The sequence below is a fragment of the Neolewinella antarctica genome (assembly GCF_011927835.1).
GTDB classification, from domain to species: Bacteria; Bacteroidota; Bacteroidia; order Chitinophagales; family Saprospiraceae; genus Neolewinella; species Neolewinella antarctica.
Map to the genome: position 1 here is coordinate 151,972 of NZ_JAATJH010000001.1, position 18,418 is coordinate 170,389.

The following is an 18,418-nucleotide window of genomic DNA, read 5'->3' on the forward strand; positions in this document are numbered from 1 at the left end:
TAGCTTTACTTCCGCCAACAACAAAAGAGTAACCTAAGTAATTTGCCGTGCGCTGCCAACTGATTTTGCTATTAACGGTAACCCTCTGCACCGGCGTCCGCGCCCAGGGCCTCACTTTCTTCGAATCCTTTACCGACCACGCAGTCTTACAGCGCGCAGTTGCCCACCCAATCTGGGGCTGGGGTAAACCGGGAAAAACGGTCAGCCTGACTTTTCGTGGCGTGAAGCAACGAACGAAAGCCGACGTAAATGGCCGTTGGGAATTCAAACTGCCCACCCAGGAAGCCGGCGGGCCCCATACCCTGTCCGTCACGAGCGGCCGGGAGCGTACCTCCGTCGACGACGTGTACTTTGGGGACGTGTATTTAATTTCCGGCCAGTCCAACATGGGTTGGCACCTCGAGCAGTCGGACCTGACCGGAGAACGCGCCCGCGCCATCGGTGATCCGCTCATCAGAGAATTAAGCCTACCCCACAGCCACGCGAACGAACCGAAGGAGCACCTGACCACAACGGATGGCTGGCGCACGGGCGACGCCGGGACGATCGGGAAATTCAGCGGCGTCGGCGCCTACTACGCCCACTACTTACGCCAGGAAGTTGACGTGCCCATCGGCCTGCTAAACTCCAGCTGGGGCGGCAGCCGCATCGAGCCGTGGATGAGCCCCGCGGCACTGGGTGCGGAAACCCCGGACGAGGTTGACGAATTGATCGCGGCCGTGAGTTCCGTCGGGGGCCCGGGGATGGAGAACTTCCGAAAAAACTTCCCCGGCCGAGAACTTCCGTCCGACGACGTAGGTGAAGAGATGGGCTGGCTCAAGGCAGATCACGACGCCTCCGCCTGGCCCATAATGAACCTGCCGACTTTCTGGGAAGCAGCGGGCTACCCCGCCATCGACGGCACCTTTTATTTTCGCAAATCCTTCACGCTTACCACGGAGCAGGCTGTGGGTGGCGCGACCGTCCATCTGGGGGCGATCGATGACGGTGATTTTACCTACGTGAATGACCAACTGGTCGGCAGCATTCCCCAGGGTCATCTGGAGAAACGTGTCTACGTAATCGAGCCCGGCGTACTGAAGGCTGGTGACGACATTATCACCATCCGCGTCGTGGATACCGGCGGCGGCGGTGGCTTCAGCGCTTCCCCGCCGGAAATGTATCTGGAAACCGCCACCGGCAGGGTATCTCTGGCGGGAGAGTATCGCTACAATATCGGTAGCATCAGCGTCGACCATAAACCAAATCAAATCCCCACCATCCTGTACAACTCCATGATCGCGCCGCTGGGGAACATGCCGCTGGCCGGGGTCCTGTGGTACCAGGGTGAGAGCAACGCCAGTGAGGGCGATAACGTCAAGTACGCCGGACAAATGCGGGCGCTGATCCGTCAGTGGCGCGAGCAGTTTAGTAATCCCGGTACACTGCCCTTTTACTGGGTGCAACTGGCCAATTTCAAAGACGCCGTAGCGACACCCGACGAACCCGGTTGGGCCGTCCTACGGGAGAGCCAAACCCAGGCGTTGGCCGAACCGCTGACCGGGATGGCCGTCATCACCGATATTGGGGAAGCTGATGACATCCACCCAAAGAATAAGTGGGAAGTCGGGCGGCGCCTTTCCTTATTCGCGTTGCGGGATGTCTACGGGAAGGACGTCGTGGCGGATAGCCCCCAGCTAGTTACCGCCGAGGCGAAGTCGGATGACCCCGCCCGGGTCGACCTAACTTTTGATCACCTGGACGGAGGATTGCGGGTCGTTAGTGATGACCGGTACGGGTACGTTAAAGGCTTCACGGTGCTGGACGGGGTGGGCGAGTGGAAGTTTGCTCAGGCAGTTCTTGTCGACGGGAACAAGATAGCGATTTTCGGTGCCCCCGGAAAATCCATCACCCGCGTTCGCTACAACTGGGCGAACAATCCCGACGGGAATCTTTTCAGTAAGCACGGCCTGCCGGTGAACGGCTTCGACGTAGAAATTAGATGAATACACCCCCGACCCATCCATGAAAGCACTAATCTATAACGAGCACGGCGGCCCCGAAAAGTTGATCAAAACGGAGGTCCCCGATCCGGTAATCGCGGCCGACGAGGTGCTGGTGGCCGTCGTGGCCACTTCCGTGAACCGGGCGGACTTGCTGCAACTCCGTGGCCGCTACCCCGGTTACGAGCGGACGGGTTCTATCCTGGGGCTGGACCTTTCCGGCACCGTGATCGAGGTGGGGAGCGAGGTTAGCGATTTGGAGGTCGGTGACCCCGTGTGCGCCCTCGTCGACGGGGGCGGTTACGCCCAACTGGCGGCCGTGCCCGCGGCAATGTGCCTGAAGCTACCGGCAAATATGTCTTTCACGAAAGCCGCCGCCCTGCCGGAGGTGTTCACGGTCGCATATCAGTGTTTCGACTGGCTGGCCCAGTTAACGGCCGGGCAATCCGTCCTGATTCACGCGGGCGCTAGTGGCGTCGGTACGGCGATGGTGCAGTACGCAAAGCAAAAGGGAGCCCGCGTATTCGTGACCGCCAGCGCCCCGAAGCACGCCCAACTTTACGACCTCGGCGCGGAGGTCTGCATCGACTATAAGTCCGAGGAATTTGACGAGATCGTCATGAGCCACACCGGCGGTAAGGGGGTGGACGTGCTCGTAGACTTCATCGGAGGGCCCTACTCAAAACAGAATATCAACACCATTGCCGTGGACGGCACCGGAATTATGCTGAGCCAAATGGGGGGCAGGTACGCGGAGGAATACGACATGAGTCCGATTCTCATGAAACGCCTGACCATCGTCGGGTCCACGTTGCGCAATCGTTCCGATGAGTACAAGCGTAAGCTGACCGCTGACCTCCGTACGCACGCCTGGCCGCTTTTTGGGGAAGGAAAATTATTCGCGCTGGTCGATACCATTTTTGACTGGGACGACGCTCGCTCGGCGCTGGAGTACATGGAGTCGAACGCCAACGTTGGTAAAATCGTCATCACCATTGGCGATTAAGGAGAGTATCAGTGCTATTGGGTGAATCAACACAAATAGGCGCAGTCGCGGGTGCATAGAAATTCGTTGGGGAGCAGTGTTTCGCAGGAGTGAACTATGTGCCGTAAATCAAAATCTACGCCCGAGCTGTTATCACGCCAATGCCACTAAACCCCATCCCACAAGTCCGCTTTGAAGACCTGGGCGTCCTGGACTACAAAATAGCCTGGGATACGCAAACTGAGCGCCATGCCGTCATCGTAGCCCGCAAGCGGAGCAACCGTCAGCAGGCTAAGGACGGGCATGCGGTCCTGCCCCAGGTGCACGAACTTCTCTTCGTCGAACACCCTCCGGTCTATACGCTCGGGAAATCTGGTTCGGCCGATCATCTTTTACTCGACGAGGAAGCCCTCGCGGCCCAGGGATTTACTTTCTACAAGATCAACCGCGGCGGTGACATCACCTACCACGGCCCCGGCCAACTGGTGGCTTATCCACTCTTCGACCTGGAAGAATTTTTTACCGACGTACACCGCTACGTACGTGCGCTCGAAGAAGTCGTCATTCGGACCTGCGCCGAGTATGGCATTAGCGCCGAAAGGGACGAGGGCTTTACCGGTGTGTGGTTACCCGGCGATGCGGCCCGGCGACAACCCCGCCGGAAAATATGTGCAATCGGGGTGCACCTTTCGCGGTGGACGACGCTCCACGGCTTTGCTTTCAACGTGCGACCGAACATGACCCACTTCGGAAACATCGTCCCGTGCGGCATCGCGGATGATGGGCGTTCCGTCACGAGTCTCAGCATTGAAGTTGGCCGACCCGTGGATGTGGCGGAGGTCAAGCCCATCGTGCGCAGACATTTTCGGGATGTATTTCAGTTTGACTGGACGGTAGACGCCAAAACTCACCCGCCGGGCATCTAAGGGGCAACCGCAGACAATAAGGGAATGAGCGAAAGAGAACTGATCGATGGGTGTAGAGCTGGTGACCGCCGCTGCCAGCGGTCCGTTTACGATCGGTACGGCCCCGTAATGATGGGCGTCGCGCGCCGCTACACCGCGCGGGATGCGGATGCGGAGGACGTGCTGGTCACGGCCTTCTTCAAAGTCTTCGACAAAATTTCTACGTTCACCGACAGCGGTAGTTTTGAAGGGTGGGTTCGCCGGATCGTCGTCAACGAAGCGTTGATGCTGCTCCGCAAGAACCATGCGCTTAAGCAAGCTTCCGAGATCGCTGACGTAAACCCCCAGTATTTTTCCACGCCGGCCGTTGCGAATTCCCGCCTCTCCGAAGCGGACATCATGGAGCAGCTCGATCGGATGCCACCCGGCTACCGCGCCGTCTTCAACCTGTACGTGATCGAAGGTTACAAACACCGGGAGATCGCCGACCTGATGGACATCAGCATCAACACGAGCAAAAGCCAGCTCATCCTGGCCAAGAAGCGCATGCGGGAGCAACTCACGAAACTGGGCTACAGCCCCAACCTAAAAGATTAACGCCATGGGACAATTTGATCCTTTCGATAACGAATTTCGTCAACGGGCCAATTCGATTCGCCGTACGCCGTCGCCCCGCGCCTGGAACCAACTGGAGCACCGGCTGGATCGCAAAGGCCGCACCGCAACGCAGCGCTTCATCGGTCTGCGACCCTGGATGATCGCGGCCCTCTTGCTCCTAATCGCCGGTACGGTGGGCATTTCACTGCTGACGAACCGCCCCGTTAGTCCACTGGCGCAGCGTTCGCAGTCCGTTGAAGACCTGAACAGCGCTTTTTCTCCGTCGGATAACTTCGACGTGGACGCCTTCCGGACCCGGCTTCAAACCACTGAACCCGGCACCCCCGATCCCGATAGCTATCGGGATCGGGACCGCGCCAACACCCCCGCTGAATTCCGTGACCTGACCGTCGCCGAAAAGTACCGTTCGTAAACGCGGAAACGCTTTGTTAAACTCTGCGCAAACCTTTGCCGCCCGGGGAGGGTACTAAGAGATGATGATAAAATCGATCCTCGTACTGGTGGCCCTGTTGCTCGTCTCGCCCGGAATATGCGCCCAAGCGGACGAATACTCCCGCCAAGTGTCCGTCATTCAGTCCATGATCGACGACGGGAACTACCGCGCCGCCGTCGGTCAGGCGCGCGGATTAGTCACCAGTTCCCGCCAGGCGCAGCTACCCAAGGTGGAAGCCGAAGCGCTACTTTTGCTGGGCCAAGCACTGGCCGCCGACCCCGCCGCCCGGCTGAAGGAAAAAACCCAGGGTGCTACTTACCTGAAGGAGGCCGCTCAGTTGTTCCGTACGCAGCGGAACGCCACGATGCTGGATTCGGTAGGCACCATCTTACGGGTACTCACCGGCACCGCCGACACTGAGCTGCCCAGCGTGGACAAGCGGCGCAAGAACCGGCGGGCCAGGCTCCGCGACCTACCGTCCTCGGACAGCATCGACGAAAGCGCGTTAAATGCTATAGTATCACTGCAGGAGCGGGAGATCATGTCCCTCAACGACAGTCAGTTACGACAAATGGTCGTCCTGGAACAAAAGGACCGCTTGCTGGACGACTACGCCTTTCGCGCGCTGGAAGACAGCATGCAGTTGATCCGGCAGGAGCAAGAACTGTACTTACAGGAAATGAGATCCGAGAAAGAAGCACAGCGGCGGAATTTCTTTATTCTCCTGATTGTCGCATTAATCGCACTGGCGGGCCTACTCTACGCGCGGTTCCACGCCAGCCGCAAGCACGAGGAGCGGTTGCAGGAACAAAACAACGTCATCGAGCTCGAGCGCCAGCGGTCCGACGAACTGCTGCTAAATATTCTTCCGGCCCCCATCGCGGAAGAACTCAAGCTGAACGGCAAGGCGAATACCAGGCGTTACGATTCGGTCACGGTCATGTTTGCCGACTTTAAAGGATTCAGTTCACTGGCCAAGACCGTCTCCCCGGAGCAGCTCATCGCCATGCTCGACGAAGCTTTTCAGGCGCTCGATCGCATCGTAGAAAAATACGGCATCGAAAAAATTAAAACAATTGGTGATGCCTACATGTGCGCCGGTGGCTTACCCATCGAGTCCGACGACCACGCGGAGCGCGCCGTGAAGGCCGCCCTGGCCATCCAGGAGTATCTGAAAACTAATCCAAACTTCTCCGCCCGCATCGGTATTCACTCCGGGCCCGTTGTCGCCGGGGTCGTTGGGTTACACAAGTTTGTCTACGACATCTGGGGCGACACGGTCAACCAGGCGTCGCGCCTGGAAACGGCCGGCAAAGCGGGTAAAGTAGCCATTTCGGAGTCGACCCGCGCGCTACTACCGGGCTCCATCGTTACCGAGCCAGCCGGCACCTTCGATGCCAAAAATATTGGGATGATGAAACGGTATTTCGTAATTCCGCCGGAGTAACGGGGTTCGTTACGTTCGGTCCAGCACGCTGACGAAGAACCCGTCGTACCCTTCCACTTGTGGTAGGTAGGTATGCTTACGCGCCAACGTCCAGTCTTTCCCCGCCTCCTCATTAAGAAAACGATCGACCTGGTCGTCGTTCTCCCTGGGTAAAATGCTGCAGGTGGCGTAGACCATTTTCCCACCGGGTTTGACCATTCTACTGTACCGTGCCAAAATATCGGCCTGTTCGGTAATGACGCGCTCGAGGAAATCGGGGTTCAACTTCCACTTGGCGTCCGGATTACGCCGGAGAACGCCGAGGCCGGAGCAGGGGACATCGAGTAAGAGCCGGTCGGCGCGCTCGGTAAGCCGCTTGACGATCTTGGTGGAGCTTATTGCCCGCGTTTCGAGGTTATTAACGCCGGCCCGTTTTGCCCGCTTTTTGAGTTCTTCCAACTTCCAATTGTGCACGTCGAGGCTGAGCAGTTTTCCCCGGTTCTGCATCAGCGCGGCCAGGTGAAGACTTTTACCACCGGCGCCGGCGCAAGCATCGATAACTGTGTGGCTGGGGTCGACGTCGAGCGAAGGGGCGGCTTGCTGGCTGCTGAAGTCTTGTAACTCGAAATGACCGGCCTTGAAGGCTTTGGTAGCAAAGAGATTACGCCGCTCGGTAACCAGCAGGGCGTCGGCGGCGATGTGCTCCGTCAGGATGGACTCTTTAGCGAGCGCCTTGATCAGTTCTTCCGGAGTGGTTTTGAGTCGGTTGGTGCGCAGGACGACCGGTGCCTGCTCGTTCAGGGCGGTGAGGGTTGCGCCCCAGTTGTCTCCCAACTGATCGGTTCCGAGTGCGTCGAGCCAGTCGGGGATTGACTCACGTACGGCACGCTTGTCGTCGACCGTCGCCATCCGTTCCTCCACCCTTTCGCGGGATAAGTTGCCAAATTCTTTCCAACCGGGCAGGTTCGTGCCGTTGTGCAACAGCCAAGCGCCGGTTAGCCGCCAGAAGTCCTCCCGCGAGGTAGGATTTTCCAGCTCGGCCAGGTGCTTGAGGAGGCGGTAGTTGCGGACAACACCGTACGTCTGTTCGGCAATGAAGGCACGGTCTTTACTTCCTCGTTTCTTATCTTCTTTGAGGACGCGGGATATTTCTTTATCTGCGTAATTGCCTTTGAGGAAGATGGCTTGGAGGGCCGAAGCGATGGCTTCGAAGTGGGCGGGGTACAGTCTGGCTGACATTGGAAAGGGTATTGAGGGAAAAAATTAGGCATCGAGAACGTCACCCCGCGGGCCATCGTTCACGCCGCTGTTTTCGAGCAGCAGCGCGATTAAAATCGTGAGTACGCAACCGATTAAATTTAACCAGAGATACGCCAGGTCGATCACCTCAAAGTAGGAGAGCGTAAAGGTGATACCGACTAGAATCTGTACGATTATCGCGGCGTTTAGCACCGCTCTGCTACCGACACTCTTGAAGAAGAAAGCCACGGCAAAAACCCCCAGTATCACCCCGTAAAAGAGGGAACCGATGATGTTGACGGCCTGAATGAGGTTGTCGAATAAGTTAGCCGTCGTGGCGAAAAGTAGCGCCACGCAACCCCAGCCAATCGTGAGGTACTTACTCATACGGAGGTAGTGCTGGTCGTCCCTGTCCTTGACGATGCTCCGCCGGTAAATGTCCACCATGGTAGTGGTTGCCAGCGCGTTTAGTTCAGAGCTCGTGCTGGACATCGCGGCGGAAAAGATGACCGCCAGGAGCAAGCCGACCAGGCCTACCGGCAAATAATTGATGACGAAGGTGATGAAGACGTAATCCCGGTCTTCACTGATGGCGTCGATTCCGCGGTCCTTTGCTTCCTGGGTAACTAGTTCGTCGACCCGGCTGGCCACCAGTTTACGGGCGTCGACGGCTTCCTGGAGGGTCTGTTTGGCGGTGGCCACTCGACCCGGCTCATCCGTCTTGATTGCCTGCACCAGCGACCGCGCCGCCGCGTTCGTGCGCACGCTGATCAATTCGTTCTCGCTTTCTAATTCTACGAGTTGGGGTGCGTAAGCGCTCTCACGCACGTGGTCGAGGTTGGCATTGTTGAAGTGAACCGGTGGCGCGACGAAGAGGAAAAATACGAAAACCATAATGCCAATGAAGAGCACCAGGAACTGCATCGGGACTTTCAATAATCCGTTAAAGAGCAAACCCAACCGGCTTTCGGTGAGGCTCTTTCCCGACAAATAACGCTGCACCTGACTCTGGTCCGTACCGAAATAACTCAGGAACAAGAACGTGCCGCCGAGCATGGCCGACCAGATGTTGTACCGGTCGTTGAGGTCAAAATTAAAGTCGATCACTTCGAGTTTGCCGAGATTGCCGGCGATGTTGAGCGCGTCGTTGAAGCCGATTTCCGCCGGAAGCTTGGTGACCACCACCACGCCGGCGGCGATCATCCCGAGCAGGATAATGATCATCTGCTGCTTCTGGGTTACCGACACCGCTTTCGTACCACCCATCACCGTATAAAAAATGACGACGATACCGATCAGGAAGATGGTCAGGTTGAGCGACCAGCCCAGAATGGAGGACATAATGATGGCCGGCGCGTAGATCGTAATGCCCGCCGCCAGACCTCGCTGGATCAGAAAGAGGAGGGCGGTTAACGTCCTGACCTTCAGGTCGAAACGCCCTTCGAGGTATTCGTACGCCGTGTACACTTTCAGGCGGTAGTAGATCGGCAGGACGAAGACGCACAACACGACCATCGCAATGGGTAAACCGAAGTAGAACTGGGCAAAGCCGAGCCCGCTGTCGTAAGCCTGGCCGGGCGTGCTCAGAAACGTGATCGCGCTCGCCTGCGTGGCCATGACGGACAGGCCGATGGTCCACCACTTCAGGTCGCGGTCGCCGAGTAAATAGCTCTTCACGTTGTCAACGGAGCGCGTCTTGATGACGCCGTAGGATACGATCGCCGTCAGGGTGCCGATCATCACCATCCAGTCAATAGTGCTCATGCGTAGGCTTGGCTGAATAAATAAAAACAGATGATCAGGACGACGTGCGCGACCAAAACGGTGGCGTACATCCGGCCCCAACTACCGAGGATGGGCGGTTCTTCGGGCGGGTCGTCGTCGGCGGGGGGCGGTGCGGGTGGGTACTGGCTCAGTGGCATGCCCGTAAGGTACGTTGTTTGGGCGTTGAAAGTTGGTGCGGGTGGTCCATTGGTACCGAGGCGCGTCCGCTCCGACTAAGTACGGGACTAGCTAATCCCGACTTAGCCGGGACGGGTGCGGAGAAATTTCGAAAATCGCGGGGAGGGCCAACCAGGTTGCCGAGCGGGTAGTTTACCCGTTTCATGGGTAAACTAAAGAAAATCGGTCTGGGTGGCGGCTGCCACTGGTGTACGGAAGGCGTGTTCGTGTCCCTGATCGGCGTCGAGCGGGTGGAGCAGGGCTGGATTTCCTCTGTGGCGCCCAACGATGCTTTTTCCGAAGCGGTGATCGTCCACTATGACCCCGACAGGATTAGCGCGGTGAGTTTGCTTGACGTGCATCTGCGTACGCACGCCGCGATAAAGGTGCACGGGTTGCGTCATAAATACCGTTCCGCCGTTTACTATTTCGACGTAAGTGATCGTGCGCAACTTACTGACTTACTGATACTGGCGGGCAATGAATTCGCTGAGCCTATCATAACGCGAGTATTGCCTTTTGTGGCTTTTAAGCCTTCGCTTCCGGAGCATCGGGATTATTACCGTACCGACCCGGGTCGACCATTTTGTGTTCGGTTCATTGCGCCTAAGTTGGACTTTTTGCGGGGTTACCGTGGGGGGGTGGTTAGGTGATGATTGTTTGGGCAAACTGTATTGCATCTCGCCCGGTGGAGCCCTTCCGCTAGTAAACTGGATTCTAGCAATTGGATGCCACATTATTTAGGCGATGATCAAGCCAATTGAGTGCTTGTGCTGGCTGTTAGTAGGTAACCGGAAGTTAGCTAGTCAACGCGTGCAGTTCTCAAGAATCTAACCCCTTCTGAGCCGGTGTACTTATGACGTAAAAGGTCGAAAAAACGAAACTGTGGTTGAATTGCGAACGAGTAAATCTGCTAATTTAAGGATGGATAAATGCAGGTACTTGACGTTCATCAATTCGTGTTCCCGGACGGTTGAATTCAACACAGTTCTACACAATTATGGGATTTATTGGTCCGACGTGTACTTTGCTTGACCCTTGGTTTCACCAGGTTGTACCTAACCTGGCAAGTGATGCGTTTACGTGACTTGGATTACTATTATGATTAAACCCTTTTGTAATAAAACTTGAATAATGATTCCCTAGCCCCGCTAGATCATCGGGCTTAATTTTCGCCAAGCCCGTAATGCTATTGTAGTTCTGTCCATTTAATATCCGTCGTGAATTTGGGACCACAATCTTGTCAGTCATTTCCTGTGTAATCTCACTAGCCAACTTGATAAAGGCATCATCGTTAGCAGTAGTATTGTATAAATTCTGCATGCGCTCTAAATGCTTTACAACTACCTGTTCAGCGTCCCCAGTCACGGAGGCCGTTACCTTCGTAAGTCTCAGTTGGTACAAGCGACTAATCACGCGCAGTCTACTACCCGGTGGAATCTTTGCGTTTACCGCTTTACCGGCTTTCATTACGGCTGCAGGAACTTTGACTTTTGCCAGTTTTCCCAGTTTTGACAACCCTTTTCCACCAAATATCGCAGACCCGACGTCAAAAATACCCCGCCCGACTGCTTTACCGGGTCGGCCTTCCTTGATTGCCTTCTCGTAGGGTTCTTTGATTGCATTCCACAGAACGGTGGGATCTTCCCTCACTGCGGTGGCAACTCGCTCCAAAGCTGCCTCCGATTCATCGTGCTGCTTTTTATCCATTAACTCCCCGACCGGAGAAATCCGGTAGGCACCCCGCGCCATCGTGGCTATCCCCTTAACGGCGTCGACGCCCCCCTCTGCCATACCGATGGGGACGTCGATGAGGCTCTCACCAAATTCTTCGGCAAAATGCCCCCCGAGGGTCACTGCATCGTCTAACCAGTTACCTTCCTCATCTGCCTGCCGCTGAATCCGCTTCTCCCCCGCAGACTGCTGCCTGACGTGAACTAACTCGTGGTGCAATAGTGCCTTCCCAGCATCCGTGGCGGGCTGATATTTTCCGCCTTTAAAGAATATATCCTTGCCGTAAGTGAACGCATTTGCGCCTAAGCGTTTGGTTAATGCATCAGCCTGAGGGCTGGCGTGAACCCTCACCCTCGCCAGATCGGTACGTGCTTTGTCACCCAATTCCGCTTGTACTTGATCCGGTATGGCGGTGCCAGATCCGGCTATGGATTCTAAGTTGCTGACAATTTCTTTACTAGCTACTAACTCGTCAGAACTTCCGTGCTTTCCGGAGGGCATACCGCTCTCCCGGGCCGCAGACTGCTCCCGCGCGTGGTGTACACCATCAATCTTAACGCTTGAAGGAGTCTTGGCCTGGAAAAAAGGTTTTGATTGCTTTTTAGCGGCTTTTGCTTGCGTGGTTTTCATAATTATAGCTTTAAAATTTAGTGACAATAGCGTAACCTCACCCCTTAAACATCCACCCAACCTTACCAAACTCCCCCGCGACGCCCGCCAGCAAGTCCGCGTGCATGATCGGCCCCGTGCCACCATCCGCCAACCACTCTGCCGTCGCAAACCGCAAGGCACCCGCCACCTGGCCCCCCGATAATGCGTAGCGTCCCGCCACTTCCGCTAAGTTCGTCTCCGGGTCGACGCCCACCGCGGTCGGCCACATGGCTTCATAAAGCCGCAGACGTTCCGCCGCGCCCGGGGGCTGAAAAGCCACGATGGCCTCGAACCGACGAGAAAAAGCCGCATCCAGGTTCTCCCGGAAATTAGTGGCCAGCAGAACGATACCGGGAAAAGACTCGACCCGCTGTAGTAAATAGCTAATCTCCTGGTTAGCGTACCGGTCCTTGCTTTCCTTGGTCTCACTCCGCTTGCCAAACAGCGCGTCGGCTTCGTCGAAGAAGAGAATCCAGCGCCGGTCGGCGGCCCGATCGAAAAGGCTAGCGAGGTGTTTTTCCGTCTCGCCGATGTACTTAGAGACGATACCGGAGAGATCGACCCGTAGCACCGGGCGACCTAATTCTTCCCCCAGCAAGCCGGCGACCAGCGTCTTACCCGTCCCCGGCGGACCGTGGAACAAACCACGGTAACCGGGCCGCAGGTATTTGCCGAGGCCAGGGAGCCGCGACAGCCGTTCGAACTGCCCTAAATGCCGTCGTAATCGTTCTAGTTCCCCTGCCGTGGTGGGGGGCAACACGATGTCCGGCCAGCCTAGTACCGGCCGCAACACTTCGGCGGGGAAGTCAGGACCGCAGGCGGGGATGGCCTCGCCCACGTCCAGCAATTCCCCCAACCAGGCCTCGTTCACGACCAATTTTCCACTCAGCACCGGCTCGCCGCGGGGAGGTGGTTCCAAGCTCAGCAGCTTAGCGTTCACCAATCGACTACCGATACGTAATAGCTTAAGTACCCGTGACGCCCCCGCTAAGCCACTGAGTGGCCCCAAGGCCCCGCCCGGTCGGCTCGAAAGGAGAAAAAGCAGCGTCTGCCCGGTCGGCAGAATTCCCCGGTAGGACTGGCCCCTCACCCCTCCGAACGCCGGCATCTCACCGCCATCGGGCAGGTGTTGACGCACGATCGCGTCGAGCGCACCGGGTCTCAAATGAGGACTAAGTGCCAGACAGAGCGCCAGTAGCTCCGCCGCCGTTGGCTTAAAAATTTCGATGAAACGGGCGAAAGGACTACCATCGTCCACAAACTCCGGCCGGGCGGGCCGCGGAACTTCATTGGGCACCATTTGGTGTTCCAGTACCGCGAATAGATAATCTAAAGCCAGTTCTACGGCGGGGATGTAAGTGATTAGTTTTGTCATCGCCAGATTACTTTAAGTGGCGTACCCATGGCCTCGTTTTTTACCGGCGAAAGCGCCCAGGGTAAAAAGTCAAGTAGCACGTCGATGGCGCTTTCTTCAACTTGGAGCACCCACTGATCACCAGCAAAACTGAGCTTCCCCGGGCGTTGTAAAAATCCGGCACGCAGGCCGGCGTGGTCGGTGTTCCCGAGTTTAGCCCAGTGCTCGATGACTGAATCGAGTAACTCCGTAACGATGAGTTTGTGATCCTCGCCGAGCGGATCACCAGCTGGTAATGGTTCATCCGAGTCCAGCCCCACCAGAAGCTTCGTCAGGGCACGCTCCCATTCCGGCACGTCGTTCTTGGCAAAAACAGCCTGATCAAGTAGGTTGGCGAGGGCGGTAGTGTCGTCCAGCGCCAGCCCCGCACGGTCCCTGATTGTATTGATGTAGGGATGTAGCAATACGACCCCGGCATTCTCCACAAAATAGATACGCGCGGCGTCGGTCGGGGCGGGAGTTTTCCGCAAATTATACCCTAGTGTAGTGAGCTTGGTAAGTATTTGAGGTGTGTCTTTCTCGTGCGTGCCGTTAACTTCCGCCGTCGATGGTAGACTCATTGAGGTGTCGCTGATCTCAGTCCCGTTGATCTCGGAAGTTGAGGTAACGGCCCGCGCCGGGCCAACCCCGTCCCTTTCGTTGCGCACTGCCGCGACGATTGCTTCGGTAACGGCGGTTATTACCGTTGCTTGCTTCGTCATGACCGACACCGCTACTTCCCGTAAGAGGCGATTCCAACGCGCCAGGGCAAACCTCGCCGTACGCTCGTTCATTGACTTAATTACGCGCTTCAATTTCAATTGCCAAGAACTGGCTAATTCGATAATGATGAGGGATGGTTGTCGGTACGTAGTTAGGAGATTACCCGTTTGCAGATAGTCGACTAAAGCGTCGTAAGGCGAAGGAACCGCTACGTGCAGGGGATCTAGCGACCGCAGTTCTTGATCTTCCACTACAGTAGCGTCCCGCAGCGCTCTCCTGATATCGGAAGGCCCGATTTTCTCCAGATCATCTGCTCCGTTAAGATTGATTTCTATACACAGCCGGGGAATAATCTTTACTACATCGGTGTGGTAACGCTCATCCAGGTAAATAGCAAAGTCAGGTAAAAACCGTTCGCGTTGAAAATCTTCCAGGCGGGCGTGAAAGCCCGCCACCACGGCGGGTTTGACGTTCGGTACGTGCCATTCAATACGTTGGGTGATTATTTCGTGTCGCATGGTTAAGCCGTGTATTCTTTGGTAATCACCCGAAAGGCACCCGATGAATTATCCACCAGTAATGCCCTGAGCAGACTCTTGCCGGCCGCTTTGCCAACTTCGCCGAATTCTACTTTCGTTTCTATATCGTCGGGGTGGGAGGCGAGCGTCGTCACGGACGGCTTTGCCGGGCCAATCTCAATAAATGCCTTTACGGCACGCCCCAAACGCTGAGCTCCGATGGAGGGTGGGTCTGTCCATACGTCACCCGTCAAGGCCTCCGTAGAGACGGATTCAAAATCTTCGCCGACGCTAAAGTCCGCCGTTTCTACCTTACACCGGCCCTGGCTGATGAAAGTATTAATTTCCGGCAGCGAGAGCGAGAGTTGTCCTTGCGCATAAGTACACACCCGGCGATTCATCAGCTTAGCATCTTTTGTTGTTTGCTGGTATTTAACCGTCCACTGCATGGTGGCTTCTCCCTTGCCATCCGCACCGAAGTGACGGACCGTGAGGAGTTGAAAGCCTTCCTCTATTTCCACGGAAAGCTTTAGCGGCGCTATTTTAGTGAAGCGGTCATCGCCTTTACCCAGTAAATCACCGAGCTCAGCCAGTGCGTCATTCATCAAAACCATCCGCTCACTAAAGCCGCTCTGATTTACGCTGCCCGACCACATACTCGCCAACTTGTCGTTGAATGCTTTGCGATCGTCCTCACTCAGGGCAAGCGTATCCTTGTCCAGCACGACACTCAACCGGTCCAGTACAATTGAGCACTCCGCGTAATTGATACTTTTCGCCGCGGGCAGTTGTATCATGAACGGATAGCGATACCGGATCGCCTTACCCGCAAAGGGGAGCTTCTTGGCGTCATCATCATCGTCGCCTTCCTCTGTGTCGGGGTCGGGGTCGGGGTCGGGGTCGGTGGGTTTGGGCGCGGGCGCGGGTGCCATGATGGTGGTTGGCGCCGAGCCATCACCAATCCGATAGGGGAGATAGAAGTCCGCGATTACCGTCCCGGCCGCTACACCGGGGAAGGGGGCGTCCTGGCGCACGAGTTGGCTGAGGTCAATGCGAATTGGGGCACCCGTATAAATAATTGTCCGCCGCGTCGGGTAGCCCGTATAACTCACGTTTAGTTGAGTGGGAAGCGAAGACACTTCCAACCTGAAATTACCGTCGATGTCGGTGAGCGTTCCTTTACCGGCCCCCACACTAAGAACGTTAACCCCCGCCAACGCGTCCGATCCGTCAAGGACACGACCGCTCAGGGTGACCCGACCCGGCTTAACGCTACCGTCCCCCCCACCGTGGTGGACGAGTACGTACGTACCCCCCAGTGGTGCACCACAGGCAGGTCGCAAACCGGGGTGCTTACGGATGAATGAGCCCAAAAGTTGCTGCGTCAGTAGCGATTTCTTGCGCTCTGTGTAGCGTAAATAAAGCGCGTCTAACGCCGGCCGGTCACCCGCTAAGAGCCACAGGTTGGCCAGATCGATGAATGATCTAACGTCTATACCAACCGCTTGCAGTGCTTCCTCGTACTGCGGGGTCATCGCGTTAATGAGAGCGGTCTGGCTTTCTCGTACCGCTTGCATCAACTTCAGTAACCTGGGGGAGAAACCGGACCCCCCATAAGCAACCAACGTTGCCGGAACGGCCGCGGCGACCTCCAGGATACGATCCGCTAAGCCTCCATAAAATTCATCCGCCCCGGTAGTCGGCGTTACCCCCGCCTCCTTTAACGCCCCCACCGTCCCCGGCAACACTCTGTACTCGGGTAGCAGTGAAAACAAAGGATGGCTTGGGATCGTCGGGCTGGTGATCCCGGATAGTTGACCGTCTCCGTCTCCTTCTCCCCGCTGCGGCAGGTCATAGATTCTCACGAGGACCTCTACCAGGTCACCCAGCATGTCGTGGCTTTGCGCCAGATAAGCTGTCTCCAAATCAGCGAACTGAACGACTGAAGTTGCGCTCAGGACCGCGCGTTGGTCCGTTCCGGCGCTGAGGACAACCAAGTCCAGGGGAAGTTGTCGTTGGGTAATTTCCATTGCCACGCGCCGGCGTACGAGCTCCGCTGACTGGCCGATGGCACCTTCGATACGTAAGAACTGGTGAGGGGCCATTTCATAATCGAGCGCCCGGGTATCCCCCCCGAAGGACGCTGCATTGAAGCCCGCCAAATAGCTGCCCTGGCCCCGGTGGGTACGGTGGTCGTTCCACGAATTAATTAAGGCCTCACTATTATAGTACACCGGTAAGGCACGCTGTGACAGGGCCGTCGTGAGGGAGCTAGGGTTTATGGAGAAGGGGATTAACTCCTCGGCCGCCGCACCATCTCGTTTGTCCATTTTAATTAGGTCGGCGAGCGTTTCTTCCATATCAGCCACCACTTTTCCGGGCTTTACGCTAGCACGCTCAAGTGCCTCCATCATATTCCTGATATCCTCCGCCGCACTAACGCTTACGGTAGCGGTCGCCGACTTGCCGGCAGGTTGAGGCCCCATAACCTCGGAGGCCCCCACAATTGGTTCAGTAGCGCCCCGCACCCGGGCGGTGGTATGCTTAAATTTAGTATAATCCCGGGCAACGTTAAAGCGACTTGCCGCGCGAAAACTACCAATCGACTTCAGTAACGGTTGGAAAGCAGCCATCCTTTCGTGTACGGCATCTATCTTGCTGACGTTGACGGTGGCTGTATTCCTCACGTCAAACACAGTGGTTAGCCGGTTGGGGGGGCGTCGTAAGTCCACGCTTTCCGTTAAGTCGACCAGCCTCTCGTGAAGTCGACCGATCCGTCGCTTCGCTTCGACCTGGTTATTGCCAGCCGGGGAACTGATCCAGGGAGTCCGCATGGCATCGCTTAAAGTAGGAAATCGAATATCGTGAAGCACCACGTGGTGGGGAAAGTAGCGCGAATCCGGCAGGCAAACCCGGGTAAACCGTTCTAATTCATACCTCAATTCTTCATAGGCGGCAACGAAATGACGCAGGTGGTCATAGTAGTAGGGCAGATCGAGCGCGTGCGCCCCGGCTAACATTTCACTTTCCGACAAAAATTTTAGTCTACTCAGGTCGATCGGCTTCCGGTCTATTCCGCTCAGTACACCGGCTACCTTCTCTAGGGTCCGAACTTTTTGCTCCGTGTCCCCATCGATCATCTCCGTAATTGCACGCTGAAAAGCCCGTAGCACCGTAGCGGTCGTACCCGTCAGCTCTTCCCCCAGGCGGACGCGGGCCAGGCGCAGCCGCTCCAGTACCGGACTGTCCCGTCGTCGTTGATTTCGCAGGCCGTGGAGGACGCCAATCTCTGACGCCTCCCCCCCCAGGTTACGCATAATCTCCGCCAAGTCTCTACGGCGGAGTAGCAGTGGGCGGATGGCCGTGAGGACGGTCTCTCCCTTTTCGTCGCAGTTCGTCCGGTCGCAATTTCGGTTGTCCTCCAGGCGCGACTCACGAAAGAGCAGGAGCGCCATCCCACCGTCTTGTCGGTTACCCCTCAGGAAGTTGTCCGAGAGGGATTCATTGTCATTATTTTCTCGCGTAGTTAATTCCCAGAGTGGGACGGGCGTGCCGGATAGCTGGAAGTACTCGCTTCCCCCCGGGGGGTCGTATGGTTCGACGAATCGCCACTGGGCTGCGTCATCTTCGTGCAGAATTAACTGCCCCTCCGTAGTCACGCCACAACCGCTGCTGATGGTAAAGGCGGGTTTGTCACCTACCGTTATCAACTTCGCACGTAGGCCACAGACGATTCCAACGCCAATTAGGTGGCTCCGCGTCAGCCGCTGCTGCTCGTAGAGATAGGCGAAGGTTTGGTTCAAGTCGCCATCGCTCAGTACTTGGTTAGCGGTAAAATGGGGGTACAGACTTTGTTGTGGGTACATAGCA

At 56.6% G+C, this 18,418-nt stretch carries 14 protein-coding genes; 7 read left to right on the forward strand and 7 right to left on the reverse strand.

The window, feature by feature from the left end:
- Positions 1-47 precede the first annotated feature (47 nt).
- The 6 genes from GGR27_RS20350 (at position 48) to GGR27_RS00670 (ending at position 6,370) form a co-directional block, all read left to right on the forward strand.
- A complete protein-coding gene (locus tag GGR27_RS20350; RefSeq protein WP_168035467.1) occupies positions 48-1,985 on the forward strand; it encodes a sialate O-acetylesterase in 1,938 nt (645 codons plus the stop codon).
- Between the two features lie 19 nt (positions 1,986-2,004).
- Positions 2,005-2,988 carry an NAD(P)H-quinone oxidoreductase gene (locus GGR27_RS00650; RefSeq protein ID WP_168035468.1) on the forward strand — a complete coding sequence of 328 codons (984 nt, stop codon included), beginning with the start codon at positions 2,005-2,007 and terminating at the stop codon, positions 2,986-2,988.
- Positions 2,989-3,128: 140 nt separating this feature from the next.
- A complete protein-coding gene (lipB, locus tag GGR27_RS00655) occupies positions 3,129-3,893 on the forward strand; it encodes a lipoyl(octanoyl) transferase LipB (RefSeq protein WP_168035469.1) in 765 nt (254 codons plus the stop codon).
- 24 nt (positions 3,894-3,917) lie between these two features.
- On the forward strand, positions 3,918-4,469 hold the full coding sequence (locus tag GGR27_RS00660) for an RNA polymerase sigma factor (protein WP_168035470.1): 552 nt from the start codon (positions 3,918-3,920) through the stop codon (positions 4,467-4,469).
- Positions 4,470-4,473: 4 nt separating this feature from the next.
- Positions 4,474-4,902, forward strand: a complete 429-nt coding sequence (locus GGR27_RS00665; RefSeq protein WP_168035471.1) for a hypothetical protein — start codon at positions 4,474-4,476, stop codon at positions 4,900-4,902.
- Between the two features lie 64 nt (positions 4,903-4,966).
- Complete coding sequence (locus GGR27_RS00670; protein ID WP_168035472.1) at positions 4,967-6,370, forward strand: adenylate/guanylate cyclase domain-containing protein; 1,404 nt, start codon at positions 4,967-4,969, stop codon at positions 6,368-6,370.
- A gap of 9 nt (positions 6,371-6,379) precedes the next feature.
- On the opposite strand, the gene GGR27_RS00675 is transcribed toward GGR27_RS00670, so the two are convergent.
- The 3 genes from GGR27_RS00675 to GGR27_RS00685 are packed head-to-tail and all read right to left on the reverse strand — an operon-like array spanning position 6,380 to position 9,510.
- Complete coding sequence (locus GGR27_RS00675) at positions 6,380-7,588, reverse strand: RsmB/NOP family class I SAM-dependent RNA methyltransferase (protein ID WP_168035473.1); 1,209 nt, start codon at positions 7,586-7,588, stop codon at positions 6,380-6,382.
- Between the two features lie 24 nt (positions 7,589-7,612).
- Positions 7,613-9,352, reverse strand: a complete 1,740-nt coding sequence (locus tag GGR27_RS00680; protein ID WP_168035474.1) for a sodium:solute symporter — start codon at positions 9,350-9,352, stop codon at positions 7,613-7,615.
- Positions 9,349-9,510 carry a hypothetical protein gene (locus GGR27_RS00685; RefSeq protein WP_168035475.1) on the reverse strand — a complete coding sequence of 54 codons (162 nt, stop codon included), beginning with the start codon at positions 9,508-9,510 and terminating at the stop codon, positions 9,349-9,351. The genes GGR27_RS00680 and GGR27_RS00685 overlap by 4 nt, the downstream gene beginning before the upstream one ends.
- Positions 9,511-9,693: 183 nt before the next feature.
- Between GGR27_RS00685 and GGR27_RS00690 the strand changes: the two genes are divergently transcribed.
- Entirely contained in the window at positions 9,694-10,182 is a 489-nt protein-coding gene (locus GGR27_RS00690) for a peptide-methionine (S)-S-oxide reductase (protein ID WP_168035476.1), read from the forward strand.
- 391 nt (positions 10,183-10,573) lie between these two features.
- Here GGR27_RS00690 and GGR27_RS00695 read toward each other — a convergent pair whose 3' ends face one another.
- Genes GGR27_RS00695 through GGR27_RS00710 form a run of 4 tightly spaced genes read right to left on the reverse strand, consistent with a single transcriptional unit; the run spans position 10,574 to position 18,414 of the window.
- Entirely contained in the window at positions 10,574-11,893 is a 1,320-nt protein-coding gene (locus tag GGR27_RS00695; protein ID WP_168035477.1) for an eCIS core domain-containing protein, read from the reverse strand.
- Between the two features lie 37 nt (positions 11,894-11,930).
- On the reverse strand, positions 11,931-13,289 hold the full coding sequence (locus GGR27_RS00700) for an ATP-binding protein (protein ID WP_168035478.1): 1,359 nt from the start codon (positions 13,287-13,289) through the stop codon (positions 11,931-11,933).
- On the reverse strand, positions 13,286-14,548 hold the full coding sequence (locus tag GGR27_RS00705; RefSeq protein ID WP_168035479.1) for a contractile injection system tape measure protein: 1,263 nt from the start codon (positions 14,546-14,548) through the stop codon (positions 13,286-13,288). The genes GGR27_RS00700 and GGR27_RS00705 overlap by 4 nt, the downstream gene beginning before the upstream one ends.
- A gap of 2 nt (positions 14,549-14,550) precedes the next feature.
- Positions 14,551-18,414: a carboxypeptidase-like regulatory domain-containing protein gene (locus GGR27_RS00710; RefSeq protein WP_168035480.1), complete on the reverse strand. Its 3,864-nt coding sequence runs from the start codon at positions 18,412-18,414 to the stop codon at positions 14,551-14,553.
- Positions 18,415-18,418: the final 4 nt, after the last annotated feature.